Source organism: Leifsonia sp. L25 (assembly GCF_050632895.1).
This window is the reverse complement of record NZ_JBODRZ010000005.1, coordinates 76,815-90,822: the sequence shown is the minus strand read 5'-3', so window position 1 is coordinate 90,822 and position 14,008 is coordinate 76,815. Positions and strand designations below refer to the sequence as shown.

The 14,008-nt window shown below is 71.4% G+C and carries 12 protein-coding genes and 3 pseudogenes; 8 read left to right on the top strand and 7 right to left on the bottom strand.

Going from position 1 to position 14,008, the window contains the following annotated elements; translation table 11 throughout:
- Window positions 1–21 precede the first annotated feature (21 nt).
- Window positions 22–1,219 (bottom strand): annotated as a pseudogene (locus tag ACRAWC_RS26215) (HRDC domain-containing protein).
- A complete protein-coding gene (locus ACRAWC_RS26210; protein WP_431350153.1) occupies window positions 1,212–1,817 on the bottom strand; it encodes a DUF3000 domain-containing protein in 606 nt (201 codons plus the stop codon). The pseudogene ACRAWC_RS26215 and the gene ACRAWC_RS26210 overlap by 8 nt, the downstream one beginning before the upstream one ends.
- Before the next feature lie 131 nt (window positions 1,818–1,948).
- Here ACRAWC_RS26210 and ACRAWC_RS26205 point away from each other — a divergent pair, with 131 nt between their 5' ends.
- The gene (locus tag ACRAWC_RS26205; RefSeq protein ID WP_431350096.1) at window positions 1,949–3,043 is read left to right on the top strand and encodes an alpha/beta hydrolase family protein; all 1,095 of its coding nucleotides are present in this window, start codon (window positions 1,949–1,951) and stop codon (window positions 3,041–3,043) included.
- A gap of 258 nt (window positions 3,044–3,301) precedes the next feature.
- Here ACRAWC_RS26205 and ACRAWC_RS26200 read toward each other — a convergent pair whose 3' ends face one another.
- Complete coding sequence (locus tag ACRAWC_RS26200; protein ID WP_431350095.1) at window positions 3,302–3,739, bottom strand: SufE family protein; 438 nt, start codon at window positions 3,737–3,739, stop codon at window positions 3,302–3,304.
- A 34-nt stretch (window positions 3,740–3,773) separates the two neighbouring features.
- Window positions 3,774–4,690, bottom strand: a pseudogene (locus ACRAWC_RS26195) (sulfurtransferase).
- Between the two features lie 126 nt (window positions 4,691–4,816).
- Here ACRAWC_RS26195 and zapE point away from each other — a divergent pair.
- From zapE to ACRAWC_RS26170, 5 genes and pseudogenes are all read left to right on the top strand, one after another.
- Window positions 4,817–5,844 (top strand): annotated as a pseudogene (gene zapE, locus ACRAWC_RS26190) (cell division protein ZapE); the annotation flags it as partial.
- A gap of 248 nt (window positions 5,845–6,092) precedes the next feature.
- The gene (locus ACRAWC_RS26185; RefSeq protein WP_431350094.1) at window positions 6,093–7,367 is read left to right on the top strand and encodes an ammonium transporter; all 1,275 of its coding nucleotides are present in this window, start codon (window positions 6,093–6,095) and stop codon (window positions 7,365–7,367) included.
- A 112-nt stretch (window positions 7,368–7,479) separates the two neighbouring features.
- Window positions 7,480–8,697 (top strand): ammonium transporter, encoded by a 1,218-nt coding sequence (locus ACRAWC_RS26180; protein ID WP_431350093.1) that lies wholly within the window; start codon window positions 7,480–7,482, stop codon window positions 8,695–8,697.
- Complete coding sequence (locus ACRAWC_RS26175; protein WP_431350092.1) at window positions 8,639–9,172, top strand: type II toxin-antitoxin system PemK/MazF family toxin; 534 nt, start codon at window positions 8,639–8,641, stop codon at window positions 9,170–9,172. Before ACRAWC_RS26180 ends, ACRAWC_RS26175 begins: the two co-directional genes overlap by 59 nt.
- A gap of 85 nt (window positions 9,173–9,257) precedes the next feature.
- The gene (locus ACRAWC_RS26170) at window positions 9,258–10,550 is read left to right on the top strand and encodes an O-acetylhomoserine aminocarboxypropyltransferase/cysteine synthase family protein (RefSeq protein WP_431350091.1); all 1,293 of its coding nucleotides are present in this window, start codon (window positions 9,258–9,260) and stop codon (window positions 10,548–10,550) included.
- A 155-nt stretch (window positions 10,551–10,705) separates the two neighbouring features.
- Here the strand turns inward: ACRAWC_RS26170 and ACRAWC_RS26165 are convergent, their stop codons facing one another.
- Both ACRAWC_RS26165 and ACRAWC_RS26160 read right to left on the bottom strand, forming a co-directional pair.
- The gene (locus ACRAWC_RS26165; RefSeq protein ID WP_431350090.1) at window positions 10,706–11,623 is read right to left on the bottom strand and encodes a MalY/PatB family protein; all 918 of its coding nucleotides are present in this window, start codon (window positions 11,621–11,623) and stop codon (window positions 10,706–10,708) included.
- Entirely contained in the window at window positions 11,602–11,880 is a 279-nt protein-coding gene (locus ACRAWC_RS26160) for a hypothetical protein (protein WP_431350089.1), read from the bottom strand. Before ACRAWC_RS26160 ends, ACRAWC_RS26165 begins: the two co-directional genes overlap by 22 nt.
- 66 nt (window positions 11,881–11,946) lie before the next feature.
- On the opposite strand from ACRAWC_RS26160, the gene ACRAWC_RS26155 reads away from it, so the two are divergent.
- Together ACRAWC_RS26155 and ACRAWC_RS26150 are read left to right on the top strand one after the other, a co-directional pair.
- A complete protein-coding gene (locus ACRAWC_RS26155; RefSeq protein WP_431350088.1) occupies window positions 11,947–12,261 on the top strand; it encodes a thioredoxin family protein in 315 nt (104 codons plus the stop codon).
- 157 nt (window positions 12,262–12,418) lie between these two features.
- The gene (locus ACRAWC_RS26150; RefSeq protein WP_431350087.1) at window positions 12,419–13,375 is read left to right on the top strand and encodes a hypothetical protein; all 957 of its coding nucleotides are present in this window, start codon (window positions 12,419–12,421) and stop codon (window positions 13,373–13,375) included.
- Between the two features lie 46 nt (window positions 13,376–13,421).
- On the opposite strand, the gene ACRAWC_RS26145 is transcribed toward ACRAWC_RS26150, so the two are convergent.
- Window positions 13,422–13,937 (bottom strand): hypothetical protein, encoded by a 516-nt coding sequence (locus ACRAWC_RS26145; protein ID WP_431350086.1) that lies wholly within the window; start codon window positions 13,935–13,937, stop codon window positions 13,422–13,424.
- Window positions 13,938–14,008: the final 71 nt, after the last annotated feature.

The following is a 14,008-nucleotide window of genomic DNA, read 5'->3' as shown; positions in this document are numbered from 1 at the left end:
AGTGGAATCGTTTGATTCTTTCTACGAAGCGGCTTCGGACGCGTCGCCGGGCGTTTGGGTGCTTTCCACAAAGGCCTGGGCGATCGCCTGTGAGGTTGCCTCAATCTGCCAGCGCCGGGCGCCGTGCTCGGCGAGCGCGTCGGCGACGGTCGACGGCGTGATGTCGGCCGGCGGCGTCCACGCGACGCGGCGCAGCGTGTCCGGGAGTGAGCAGGTTCTCCAGTGGGAGCGCGAGCTCCTCGGCGAGCGTGCTCAGGGCGGCGCGCGCGGCCTTGAGCCGGGCGTCGGCGTCCGGGTTGCGGTCGGCCCACGCCCGGGGCGGAGGGAGGCTGTCGCCGCTGCCGCGCAGGACGGGCAGGTCGTCGGTGGAGCGGCCTGCCTCGATGGCGGCCCACCAGCGGTCGAGTTCGGTCCTGCTGGCGCGGCCGGTGAACTCGCGCATGGCGGCGAGGGCGCGCTTGGAGTCCGGCATCGCCTTGGCGGCGGCGGTCAGGGAGGCGTCGGGGACGAGCCGGCCGGGCGCGACGTCGAGCTGCTGGGCGAGCGCGTCCCGGCTCAGCCACAGCTCGCGCGCGACGGCGAGGTTTCGGATGCCGCGGATGGAGTGGATGCCGGACAGCCGCCGCCACGGCTCGTGCCGCGTCACGACCAGCTCGCGGGTGAGCTCGTCGGCGAACTCCTGCCGGGCGATGTCGCTCTTGCCGGCCTCCACCAGCAGACCGGCGATGGCGTCGCGGAGGTCCGGCAGCAGCTCGACGTCGAGGGCGGCGTAGTCCAGCCACGGTTCGGGAAGCGGACGCGTCGACCAGTCGGCGGCGCTGTGCTCCTTGGCGAGGTGGATGCCGAGCAGCTCCTCCACGACGGTCCCGAGCCCGACGCGCGGCATCCCGAGCAGGCGCGCGGCCAGCTCGGTGTCGAAGATGCTGACCGGGTCGAGGCCGACCTCCCGCAAGCAGGTGAGATCCTGGGTGGCGGCGTGCAGCACCCACTCATCGCCCGCGATCGCCTCGTTGAGCTCGTCGAACCGGCCGATCGCCGGCGGATCGAACAGGAAGGTGCCCGAGCCGCGCCGGAACATCTGGATGAGGTACGCCCGCTGCGAGTAGCGGAAGCCGCTCGCCCGCTCGGCGTCCACCGCGATCGGTCCGTCGCCGGCGACGATCTGGTCGAGGGCCCGGTGGTAGCCGTCGCGGGTGTCGATGACGGTGTGATCAGCCACGCGGTGTCCGTCTCGTGCTCAGCAGGCTCACCCCTTCGCCCGTCGGCGGCAGGCCGGCCAGCATGCACAGCAGCTCGCCCCAGCCCTCCACGTGGGCGGCGATGTCGGTCTCCAGCGGGCTCCAGGAGGCACGCAGCTCGATCTGGGCGCCGTCCCCCTGGGCAGCGAGCTCGCCGAAGCCGGTGGAGATGATCTTGGTCGCGGTGCCGCTGGCGGCGGTGTATTTGGCGTGGCGTGCGTCGAGCGCGTCGACCAGCCACGACCACGCGACGTCGGCGAGGAAGGGGTCGAGCCCGATGTCGGTCTCCAGCGGCGCCTGCGCGAAGCAGACGATGCGGAACGGGCCGCCCCACGCCTCCGGCTCGTCCGGGTCGTAGAGCAGGATGAAGCGTCCGGTGCCGAGGTCCGAGTCGTCGCCGTGCCGGGCGGGCCGCACGTCAGCGGCCAGCGCGATCGAGTACGGCGCGAGTTGCGCGGGGGCCGGGATCTCCGTGATCACGAGCTCGGGCCGCGCCTTCGCGGCGCGGATGGACTCCAGCGCCGCCGCATATTCTCTGGGCAGGTGCGGCTCCCTGGGCTGGTGCGGGTCCCCGGGCAGGTGCGGCGGGGTCGAAGTGGGTGTCGACACGCTACGAACACTAGAAGGGTTCGGGGGCTCGCGACAGTAAGGCACGCCGCCTGGCGAACTCCTGAAGGCGGCGGCGCACGGGCACGGCTACGCTGTCGGGCATGGCGAGCACGCGCAGCGGATCGGGCGGGAACCGGGCACTCGGGAAGGCGATCGGTGTCGGCGCGACCATCGCCGGGGGACTCGCGCTGGTCGCGGCGGCGTCCGCCGCCTACGCGGTGGCGCGGGTGGCCCGGACGGTGATCACACCCGTCCGTCGCCGACCGCACCGCGAGTTCGTGCACGGCGTGGATGAGGCGCTCGGCACCATCACGCTCAAGCGCACCCCGGATGCGGCGATGCCCGGACGCTTCGGACTGTGGTTCGGGTCCGAGTCGGGCTACGCGAAGCTCGGCGGTCTCCTCGAGACCACGGACGGCAGCGTCGTGCGCGAACTGGAGCGCGTCCACTTCGGCGAGTTCGGGCCCGGGCGGGCGCGGATCAGCGGGTACTACTACCTGGAGCCGGAGGAGCTCGGGCTCCCGGTGGAGAGCGTGGCGATCGAGACGGACCTGGGGCAGGCGCCGGCCTGGGTGTTCCCGGCCGACGACTCCGCGTCGGGCGACCGGTGGGTCATCCAGGTGCACGGCTGGGGCGCGACCCGGCAGGAGGGCCTGCGCGCGGTGCCGACGTTCCACGCCGCCGGATACACGAGCCTCCTGGCCTCCTACCGCAACGACGGCGACGCGCCGGAGAGCGCCGACCGCCGGTACGGCCTCGGCGGCACCGAATGGCGGGACATCGACGCCGCGATCCGGTACGCGGCGGACCGCGGCGCCCGTTCGATCGTGCTCATGGGCTGGTCGATGGGCGGAGCGGTCGTGCTGCAGACGGTCACGCGGTCGCAGAACCTCGACCTGGTCGACGGCGTGATCCTTGAGTCGCCGGTGGTCGACTGGATCGACACGCTCGAGTTCCAGGCGAACATGCTGCGCCTCCCCGACGCGATCGCACAGGGCGCGATGCGGCTGATCGCCTCCACCTGGAGCGGCCCCATCACCGGCCTGGGCGCACCGATCGACCTGCGCAGCATGGACTTCGTGGCGCGGGCGGCGGACCTCAGCCTCCCGATGCTCATCCTGCACAGTCAGGACGACGGCTTCGTGCCGTCGACACCGCCTCTCGCGCTCTCGCCGCGGCGCGCAGCGACATCGTGACGTTCGTGCCGTTCGACGGTCGCGCTGCACACCAAGCTGTGGAACCACGACGAGGCGAAGTGGACCTCGGTCGTCCGGGAGTGGCTGGACGAGCTGGCGTGAGCGGAACGCACCCTCCGGTCGTGCCGCCCGCGGCCCGGCCCGGGGCCCGGCCCGGGGATCGGGTCGCCGTGCTGTCGCCCTCGTTCGCGGTCCCGGCGCGCTGGCCGGCCGTCCATGAGCAGGCGCTGCGCAGACTGCAGTCGCGGCTGACCCGCGCTACGCCGCCGCCGCCTTCGCCCGCACCTGGCGTTTCGTGCGCCCGAGCAGCGCCGACATCCCGCGGATGCGCAGCGGCGACACGGCCTGGGTGAGGCCGAGGGTGTTCGGGAAGTCGTCCGGCACAGCGAGCACCTCGTCGGCCGTGAGCCCGGCGAGGCCCTGGACCAGGATCGACGCGAAGCCGCGCGTGGTGGGGGCTTCCTTGGGGGCTGTCACGTAGAGGTGGACGATGTCGTGCTCGTCGACCTCCACGAAGATGAAGACCGGCGCCTGGCACTCCTCGACCCGCTCCAGCAGGTCGGGGTGGTCGCGGTAGCGCTCCGGGAGGTCGGGCAGCTCGTCGGAGAACTCCAGCAGCATCTGCAGGCGGTCGTTCTGCTCCAGCGCCTGGAAGTCGTCGCGGATCTCGGCGAGCGTGCCGGTGAGGGCGGTCATCCTTCAAGGCTACCTTCGCGCGCTGACTGCGGGGTCAGCGTGCCGGGACCTCGCCCGGCTCCGTCCCGGTCACGATCGGCACGCGCACGGCCGAGCCCCACTCCGTCCACGACCCGTCGTAGTTGCGGACGTTCTCGAAGCCGAGCAGGTGGGTCAGCACGAACCAGGTGTGGCTGGAGCGCTCGCCGATGCGGCAGTACGCCACCACCTCGTCGCCGGGCGCGAGGCCCGCGTCGCCGAGGTAGATGGCCTCGAGGTCGGCGCGGCGCTTGAAGGTCGCGTCCGGGGCGGCGGCGCGCGCCCACGGCACCGAAGCGGCCGACGGGATGTGGCCGGCGCGCAGAGCGCCCTCGGTGGGGTAGCCGGGGATCTCGGTGCGCTCGCCGCTGTACTCCTCGGGCGAGCGGACGTCGATCAGCGCCCCTCCCCCGAACGGACGAGCCCCAGGTGGGCGAGCACGTCGTCCTTGAAGGCGCGGATGGTGTGGTCGTCGCGCTCCACCACCGGGTACTCGACAGGGGCGGGCGCCGGCACGTCGCGGGTGAGCTCGCGGCCCTCCGCGATCCACTTGTCCCGGCCGCCGTCGAGCAGGCGGACGTCTTCGTGGCCGAACAGCGTGAAGACCCAGAGCGCGTAGGCGGCCCACCAGTTGTTCTTGTCGCCGTAGATGACGACGGTGGTGTCGCGCGCGATGCCTTTGCCGCCCAGCAGATCGGCGAACCGCTCTGAGCTGACGTAGTCGCGCACGACCGGGTCGTTGAGGTCGGTGTGCCAGTCGATCTTGACCGAGCCGGGGATGTGGCCGGTTTCGTAGAGGAGGATGTCCTCGTCCGACTCCACCACGACCAGGCCGGGCTCGCCGAGGTGCTCGGCCAGCCAGCCCGTGCTCACCAGCCGTTCGGGGTGCGCGTAGCCGGCGAAGTCGGTCGAGGGGTCGGGGGCGATGGCCATGCTGCTGATCCTCCGGGTTAGGCTGGGAGCCTGCGAAATCGCGGGCCAGGAGTCCAGGCTACGCGGCCCGCAGCGGGTGACGAACGTCCCGTCAACACTTCTTCACACTAAGGTGCGCATCCAGACATGACGATCGAGACGACCGGAGCCCTGCCCCGCCTCGCGGACCGCTCGCCGGCGATCACCGGCGCCGAGATCGCGGCGAGCCTCGTCCCGCCGTCGCAGTTCGAGCACGCCACCTTCGAGTCGTACCGGCCGGACCACGACTACCCGTCGCAGTCGGAGGCCGTCGCCACGCTGAAGCTGTTCGCCAAGTCGTGGGAGCCGCAGCGCCCCGCCGGCCTGTTCAGCCGCAGCCGCCGCAAGGTGGAGGCCATGAAGCCGGGCGTCTACCTCGACGGCGGCTTCGGCGTCGGCAAGACGCACCTCCTCGCGGCGCTCTGGCACGAGGCGCCCGGCCCCAAGTACTTCGGCACCTTCATCGAGTACACCGCCCTGGTCGGCGCGCTCGGCTACGCGGGCGCGGTCGACCTCCTGCGAGGCTCCACCCTGATCTGCATCGACGAGTTCGAGCTGGACGACCCGGGCGACACCATGATGATGACCCGGATGCTGGGCGAGCTGGTCGCCTCCGGAACGCGGATCGCGGCCACGAGCAACACGCCGCCGAACGCTCTCGGCGAGGGTCGGTTCGCGGCGAGCGACTTCCTGCGCGAGATCCAGTCGCTCTCCGCCAACTTCCAGACCCTGCGCATCGACGGCCTCGACTACCGCCGCCGCGACACCTCCGGGCACGCGATCAGCGTCGACACGGGGAGTACGACCGGGTGCTGGCCGCGCTCACCGCGCGAGGCGAGACGGCGACCAGCGACACGTTCGACGGGCTCATCTCCCACCTCGCCACGGTGCACCCGTCGCGCTACATCAAGATGCTCGACGGCGTCGACGTGATCGGCCTGGCCGACGTGCACGTGCTGCACGACCAGATGGCCGCGCTCCGCCTCGTGGCGTTCATCGACCGCGTGTACGACGCGGAGATCCCGGTCGTGCAGACCGGCACTCCGCTCAGCGAGGTCTTCGACGACGAGATGCTGGGGGGCGGATACCGCAAGAAGTACCTGCGCTCGATGTCGCGCATGATCGCCCTCACCGCGGGCGAGCTCCCCCGCACGACGAGTAGCGCGCGGCCCCGGGGCATCCTCCCCGACGCTCGCCCCGGGGATTCGCACGGCCCCGAAACAGACTGTTTACACAGTGCGGGGATGCGTAACACCCGCGAAACACGAGCATCCTGCCGCCGAAACCTCCCGCGATCAGACTGGCTCCACCCCGAAGCGCCCGACCCGGCTCCGATGAGTCCGAACCCATCCCCAGGGCGTCGCATAGAGAGGTAGAGACTCGCATGGTTTTGCACACAGCAGCGGACTACGCAACGACAGGGACCGTGAACTCCCTGTGGCTGCTCGTCGCCGCCGCCCTCGTCCTGCTGATGACCCCCGGCGTCGCCTTCTTCTACGGCGGCATGGTCCGCGCGAAGAGCGTCGTCTCCATGATGATGATGAGCTTCGGCGCAATGGCCATCGTCGGAGTGCTCTGGGTCGTCTACGGCTACGGGCTCTCGTTCGGCAAGCCGCTCATTCCGCACGTGCTCGGCACGCCGGACTGGTTCCTCAGCAGCCTGATGGGCAAGGACGGCATGACCCCCGACCTCGGCGGCCTCGCGTTCGCCGGGTTCCAGGCCACCTTCGCCATCATCACCGTCGCGCTGATCTCCGGCGCGATCGCCGACCGTGCCAAGTTCGGGGCCTGGATGGTCTTCGCCGGCGTGTGGGTGACGATCGTGTACTTCCCGGTCGCGTTCTGGGTGTTCAACCTGTCGCAGGGCTGGATCGCCTCCATCCTCCACGTGAACGACTTCGCCGGCGGCACCGCGGTGCACATCAACGCCGGTGCGGCGGGCCTCGCCCTGGCCCTGGTGCTCGGCAAGCGTGTCGGCTTCCAGAAGGGCATGAGCAAGCCGCACAACGTGCCGCTGACGCTTCTCGGCGCCGCGCTGCTGTGGTTCGGCTGGTTCGGCTTCAACGCCGGCTCGGAGGCCGCGGTCGACGGCGTCGCCGCGATCGCCTGGATCAACACCCTCGCCGCCCCGGCCGCCGCGACCATCGGCTGGCTGATCGTCGAGAAGATCAAGGACGGCAAGCCCACCTCGATCGGTGCGGCCTCGGGAGCGGTCGCCGGCCTGGTCGCGATCACCCCGGCCTGTAACATCCTGACCCCGGGCTTCGCGATCCTGCTCGGCCTGGTCGCCGGCGCGGTCTGCGCCGTCGCGATCGACCTGAAGTTCAAGCTCGGCTTCGACGACTCGCTCGACGTGGTCGGCATCCACCTCATCGGCGGCATCATCGGAACGCTGTGGATCGGTGTCTTCGGGTTCACCCACATCGGCGGCGACGCCACCAAGCCGTTCTCCAGCCTCTGGTACGGCGGGAGCCTGGTGCAGCTCGGGGCGCAGGCGATCGGCGCGTTCAGCGTCCTGATCTACTCCTTCGTGCTGGCCTACGCGATCGGCTGGGTCATCCAGAAGACGATGGGCTTCCGGATCAAGAACGAGGACGAGCTGGCCGGCGTCGACACCGTGGTGCACGGCGAGGAGGGCTACTCGCTCGAGACGGTCTGACCGTCTCGCACCAACGAGCATCCGCGAACGGGGTGCCGCCTGCGGGCGGCGCCCCGTTCCGCGTCCCGGCGGCCGCTAGGGTAATGCTTGCATTGAGGCGGAAGGGAGCGGGATGACCGCGACGAGCGAGCAGGTCGACACCCTGCTGCTGTTCGTCTGCGGGGCGCTGACGCTGCTCGTCCCGTTCGGCCTCGCGTTCTTCGTCGGCGGGCTCGGCGGAAGCTCCACGACCTCCCGGGCCATGAAGTTCGCCCTGACCGGCACGGCGGCGACCATCCTGCTCGGCGTCGCAGGCGGCTACGGGATGCTCGCCGGACGGCCGTGGCTGGCGCACATGCTCGGCGCACCGTCGCTCGACCTCGCCGGCGGCTTCGGCGTGGCCTCGCACCGGCCCGAGCTCTACACCGTGGCCAGGGCGGGCGCGATCCTCGCGGCGGCAGCGGTGTCGGTCGCGATCGTGGGCGTCGCCGTCGCCTCGCGGATCACGTTGCGCGCGTGGCTGGTCTTCACGGTGCTCTGGTCGGTACTGGTGCTGTACCCGGCGGGCTACGCCGTATTCGCGCTGGACGACGGCTGGGCGACCGGCGTGCTCGGGGTGATCGACTTCGGGGGAGCGCTGCCCATCGGCGTGGCCGCGGGGTCGGCGGCGGCGGGCGTCATCCTGGCGTGCGGCCGGGGCGAGCACCGGCCTCCGGAGCAGCGCAGCTTCCCGGCCATCGCGATCGGAGGGACGCTGGTCTGGGTCGGCTGGCTCGGGTTGGTCGTCGGATCGGAGGGGGCGGTGGACTCCTACACCGGCCTGATCGCGAACAACGCCTTCGTCGCCTCCGCCGGGGGCTGCCTGGCCTGGATGGTCGTCGACCGGGTGCTGTTGCGGCGGCCGACCACCGTGAGCGCGCTGTGCGGCGCATTCTCCGGGCTGGTGGCGATCACGCCCGCCGCCGGGGTCCTGACCGTCGGCTGGTCGCTGCTGCTCGGCGCGATCGCGGCCGTGGCGTGCGCCACGATGGTCGACCTCGCCGCCCGGGCGCGATTCGGCGCGTCGATGGCGCTGATCGTCATCGTGACGGTCGCGAGCATGGTCGGCCTCCTCTACCTCGGGCTGTTCGCGGCGGGCGGCGGGATGGTGGACAGCGGCAACTTCGACCTGTTCACGGCCCAGGCGATCGCCGGGTTCACCGTGCTGATCGGTTCCTTCGTGGTCTCCCTGCTGCTGGCGCTGGCGCTGCGCTTCACGCTGGGCCTCACCCGGATCCGCTATCGTGCCACGAGTGAGCCGACTCCTCGACGCGATCGCGCGACTGTTCCGGCGGGCGGCGCGGAAGACTGAACGGCCGGCGTTCCGGGTCGCGCCCACCCGCTCCGGCCGCGTCCCCCGCCTGGAGCCGGGGCGCGGCGGCGTCGACGCGACGGTCCAGGTCGACCCGCGCCGGCTGAAGGGCCTGCGCACCTCCTACAACCCGAGGACGGACGGCGAGCCCGACCCCGGCGAGATCGTCTGGACGTGGGTGCCGTATGAGGAGGACGACGGCCGCGGCAAGGACCGCCCGGTGCTCGTGGTGGCGGCCGAGCCCTCCGGCAGCCTGATCGCGGTCGCGCTTACCAGCCAGGCGCACCCCGGGCGTCCGGAGTACCTCGCGATCGGCGCGGGCGACTGGGACGGCCAGGGCCGGCCGAGCTTCGTCAGGCTCGACCGGGTGTTCCGTGTGCACCGCACGGGGATGCGCCGGGAGGCCGCCGCGCTCGACGCCCGCCGGTTCGCGACCGTGCGCACCGCCCTGCGGACGCTGTACGGCTGGAGCTGAGCGGCGTCGGTGACGAACGGTGCCTCCGTGACGAACAGTGAACGGGAAGTGCACGGCTCCCCGCCCGCGTCACTACAGTGTCGGCATGCCTGACGACTGTTCGCGCCCGCTCGACTTCGAGACCCGGCAGATCCACGCCGGAGCGGTGGTCGACGCCGAGACCCGGGCTCGCGTCACGCCGATCTACCAGACCGCCGGCTACGTCTTCGACGACTTCGACGACGGCGAGGACCGCTTCGCCGGCCGCAGCGGGTTCCGCGCGTACTCGCGCAACGACAACCCGACCAACGCGGTGGCGGGGCGGCGCATCGCCGACCTGGAGGGCGGCGTCGACGGGATCGTGGTCTCCAGCGGGCAGGCCGCCATCGCCGCGGCGATCAACGGGCTCGCCGAGGCAGGCGACCACATCCTCGCCACCCGCTCGCTGTACGAGGGGACGCGGGAGATGTTCCGCGGCATCCTCAAGCGGCAGGGGATCGCGTTCGAGTACGTGGACGACGACGCGTCGGACGCGGAGTGGGCGACGCGGTTCCGGCCGAACACGAAGGCCGTGTACACCGAGACGCTGCCGAACCCGCTGAACCAGGTGGTCGACATCGAGCGGCTGGCCGGGATCGCGCACGCGGCCGGCGTCCCGCTCGTCGTGGACAACACGGTGCCGACGCCGTACCTCTGGCGGCCGATCGAGGACGGCGCGGACATCGTCGTGCACTCGACCTCCAAGTGGCTGTCCGGGCACGGCTCCGTGATCGGCGGCGCGGTGGTCGACGGCGGCCGGTTCGACTGGTCGGCGCACGCCGACCGCTTCCCGCAGCTCACCGAGCCGCCGCGGCCGGGCGTCCCCTCGTTCGTGGACCGGTTCGGCGCCGGCGCGTACCTGGCCTACCTGCGCACGGTCATCGTGCTGGAGTACGGCCCGACGGTGCCCCCGCTCAGCACCTTCCTGCTCCTGCACGGCATCGAGACGCTGTCGGTGCGGATGGACCGACACGTCGCCAACGCGCAGGAAGTGGCGGAGTTCCTGGCCGGGCGGCCCGAGGTGTCGCGCGTGTTCTACCCGGGGCTCGCGGACGATCCGTTTCACGCGCTCGCGGAGCGATACCTGCCTCTCGGCGCGGGCTCCATCGTCTCGATCGACCTGGCGGGCGGGAGGGAGGCCGCGCGTCGGTTCCTCGACGCGCTGCGCCTGGTCAGCCCGATGACGCACATCGGCGACGTGCGCACGCTCGCCATCCACCTGGGCAGCACCATCCACGCCAAGCTCACCGAGGAGGAGCGGCTGGCGGCCGGGATCACGCCCGGCCTCGTGCGGCTCTCGATCGGCATCGAGAGCGCCCGCGACATCATCGCCGACCTGCGTCAGGCGCTGGAGGCGTAGCTCCGCGACATTCGTGCCGAATCGCGCGTCCGCGCTGCGGCGACCTTCGTGCCGAATGTCGCGAATGCGCGCGCCATTCGCGCGATTCGTCACGAATGTCGCGACAAGGCTCGACGAGGTTCGTGACGAATGTCCGGGATTGCGCGGAGGGCGACTTACGCGCGGGCGAGCGCCGGAGCCGCCGCGGCGACGGTCGCGGCGATGCGGCGGACGGCCTCAACGACCGTGCTGGGGTCGCAGGCGAGGTTGATGCGGGCGAAGCCGCGGCCCTGCTCGCCGAAAGCGAGACCCGAGTTGAGGGCGACCCGGCCGGTGTCGATCAGCGCGCGCGCGGGGTCGTCGCCGAGCGAGGTCTCCCGGAAGTCCAGCCACGCGAGGTAGCCGGCGTCGGGCCGGACCACCCGCACCGACGGTGCGTGCACGGCGAGCTCGGACTCCAGCAGTCGGAGGTTCGTCATGAGCTGATCGAGCAGTCCGTCGCGCCAGCGCAGGCAGGACAGCGCCGCGACGTTGGCATGGAGGCCGAGGATGCTGGTGCGCGCGGCGAGCTCCTCGGGCAGCCGGGTGAGCAGGTCGGCGGTGTCGGGCTCGGCGGCGACGATGACCGCGCACTTGAGCCCGGCGAGGTTCCACGCCTTGCTGGCGGAGGTCACGGTGACGGCGCGGGCGTCGGCGGCCCGGGCGATGGGCGCGAACGGCGTGAAGCGGGCGCCCGGGTGGGCGAGCGGGGCGTGCACCTCGTCGCTGACGATGAACACCCCGTAGCGGGCGGCGAGGCGGGCGAGCGCCTCCAGGGTGCGCCGGCTGTGACATCGGCCGGTCGGGTTCTGCGGGTTGCAGAGCAGCAGGGCATCGGCTCCCGCGGCGAAGGCGGCCTCCAGCCCGTCGAGGTCGAGCGTCCAGCCGGCGTCCTCGCGGAGCGGAACCGTGATCGCGACGGCGTCGGCCTCCTCGATCATCTCGAAGAACGGCGGATAGACGGGAGGCGTCAGGACGACGCGCCCGCCGGCCTCCGGAAGCACCAGCCGCAGGGTCTCGACCACGCCCACCGTCACGTCGGTTGCCAGGTGCACCCATTCCGGGTCGACGCCCCACGACCACGAACTCCAGGCGAAGTCCGCGAAGGCGGGGCGAGCGGGCCGGCCGAGTCGAGGTACCCGGTGTCCGAGTTGCGGAGCGTCTCGGCGACGCGGTCGAGGATGGCCGGCTCGACGTCGAAGTCCATCTCGGCGACGAAGACCGGCAGCACGTCCGCCGGGTAGCGGCGCCACTTGATGCTCGAACGGGACGCGAACAGCTGCTCCAGGGGTCGGGCCGGTTCGAAGCTCATCGACCAAGGATGGGGCACCGCGGCGGCGAGTGCATCCGGGCGTGTCACGGAACGTAAGGTTGGGGTATGCGCGTCGAGGTGCTGCACATCGAGGAGTGCCCGAGCTGGCGGGAGACCGGGGCGCGGCTGGAGGTCGCGCTCGCAGAGGCGGGGATCGACGCGGCGGTGCAGTACCGCCTCCTGGAGGACTCCGCCCAGCTCGCCGGCACAGCGTTCGCCGGGTCGCCCACGATCGTCGTGGACGGCGCCGACCTCTTCCCGGACGGCGAGCCCGTCCGGGAGCTCGCCTGCCGCGTCTACGTCACTCCGGCGGGGTTGCGCGGGATGCCGGACACCGGGCAGCTCGTGGCGGCGCTGCGCGCGCTCCCGGGCGCGGACTAGCGCAGCGGCCTCCGGAGCCGGAAGTGATGCTCCCGCCCGGGTCGCCCAGAACTGGTCCTTCGTGCCCCGCATCCGAGTCGGCGCGCGGGGTAGCGCGGAGCGAATACCGTACTGGCACGGATTCTGCGGTTCCGGGTCGGTGGATAGCGTTCGAGTCATGACGGACCTGACCGGCGCCCTCCCTCCCGAGACGAACCGCTTCGCGTGGGTGCGCCACCTGCTCCCGCGGATCGTGATCGGCTCCCTGATCGCCGCCGCGCTCGTCGGCGTGTACGCCGTGATCATCGGACGGTGGGACGACACCTGCTGGCGGCTGATCGGTACGATCGCACTGCTGGTGTTCTTCTCGCTGGTGTCCTGGTACGACGCGGACGTGTCTGCGCGCCGGGCGCCCTGGTTCGGAGCGGTCTCGGTGACGCTGTCGGCGTTCCTGCTGCTCGACGGGTTGGTGAAGCTCTGGGCGCCGGCGCTGGACGGCGCGTCCGGGCCGGAGGGCATGCCCGGCACGTCCTCCTGGGGCTTCTTCGGTTGGATCGCGCTTGTTGTGGTGGTGCGGCTCGGCCTCCTGCACATCCACCTGGTCCTGAACACGCAGCAGCGCTTCACCGGGCCGATCATGTCGAAGGTGACGGTCTGCACGCTGGTCCTGGTCGGCGCGCTCACGGTGGGGTTGGCGGCGCCGCTCGTGTTCGACCGCGTGGAGTTCTCGGAGGCGTACTGGCGGATGGTGGCGACGATCGCGATCCTGGACGCGCTGGGGACGATCCTCATCCCGTTGACGTATTCGCTGTTCGGGCCGAAGACGGCGAAAGACGGGGGAGTGGCGCCTGCCGCGTACGCTCCGCCTGCTGCGTACGCACCGGCTGCGGCGCCTGCCCCGGCGGCGGCGCCTGGTCCTGCCGCGCCGTCTGCTGCCGCGCCGTCTGTCGCCGCGCCGCCTGTTGGCGCGCCGCCTGCTCCCGCTCCGGCTCCCGCCGCGCCGCCGTCCGCGTACCCGAACGTGCTGTCACCGGCCGGCGGATACCGCCTGGAGTGGCCGCGCTACGTCAATGGCACCCCGCTGCCGGCGAGGCCGGACGGTTCGCCGGACTTCACGGGCGTGATCGGGTACTGAGCTTCGGAGGTCGGAGGATCAGCTTTCGGGACATCCCGCGCTGCACCTACTTCTTCCCCTTCTTGTCATCGATGATGCCCCCGATCAGTCCTCCGATCGCACCGCCGAGTACGCCGCCGGCAGGGCCGCCGAGAAGCGAGCCGATGCCGGCGCCGATGCCCGCCAAGCTCGAGCCGTAGCTGACCCGGGCGATGCTGACCGTGGTGGATCCCTCGGGGTTCACGGAGACGTCGAATGAGCCGACGGCGGCGGACGCGACGACCAGTGCCACGGGACTGGCTTTGCCGCTCGCGGCGAGCCTGTCGTAGACCTGGCGCGACTCGAAGAACGCGCGTTGGGGGTCGCCCTTTCCTTCACCGGCTTCATACCCGAGCACGTAGAGGTCGAGAAGGGTCTGCACCTCTTCATCGGTGATCAGCTCTGCCGTCTCCAGCCGCTCGAGGATCGCCTTGTGGTCGCTCACGTAGTCGCCCTTGTTGGCTTCCGTGATGCGTCGCGCCTCCGCACGAGCTGCGTGCATCATCCCCGCGATGTCGGTACCTAAGTACGTCGAAGTTTCCATCATGCCCTCCCAGAAAATGTGCTCATCGTGTTGATGGGACCCAGCACATACCCTCCGGCGGGACTCCGGCA

Excerpts from the sequence above, each read along its gene's own strand:
- ACRAWC_RS26205 (WP_431350096.1), top strand. The coding sequence starts at position 1,949 with ATGGCGAGCACGCGCAGCGGATCGGGCGGGAACCGGGCACTCGGGAAG.
- ACRAWC_RS26200 (WP_431350095.1), bottom strand. The coding sequence starts at position 3,739 with ATGACCGCCCTCACCGGCACGCTCGCCGAGATCCGCGACGACTTCCAG.
- ACRAWC_RS26185 (WP_431350094.1), top strand. The coding sequence starts at position 6,093 with ATGGTTTTGCACACAGCAGCGGACTACGCAACGACAGGGACCGTGAAC.
- ACRAWC_RS26180 (WP_431350093.1), top strand. The coding sequence starts at position 7,480 with ATGACCGCGACGAGCGAGCAGGTCGACACCCTGCTGCTGTTCGTCTGC.
- ACRAWC_RS26170 (WP_431350091.1), top strand. The coding sequence starts at position 9,258 with ATGCCTGACGACTGTTCGCGCCCGCTCGACTTCGAGACCCGGCAGATC.
- ACRAWC_RS26160 (WP_431350089.1), bottom strand. The coding sequence starts at position 11,880 with ATGAGCTTCGAACCGGCCCGACCCCTGGAGCAGCTGTTCGCGTCCCGT.
- ACRAWC_RS26155 (WP_431350088.1), top strand. The coding sequence starts at position 11,947 with ATGCGCGTCGAGGTGCTGCACATCGAGGAGTGCCCGAGCTGGCGGGAG.
- ACRAWC_RS26150 (WP_431350087.1), top strand. The coding sequence starts at position 12,419 with ATGACGGACCTGACCGGCGCCCTCCCTCCCGAGACGAACCGCTTCGCG.
- ACRAWC_RS26145 (WP_431350086.1), bottom strand. The coding sequence starts at position 13,937 with ATGGAAACTTCGACGTACTTAGGTACCGACATCGCGGGGATGATGCAC.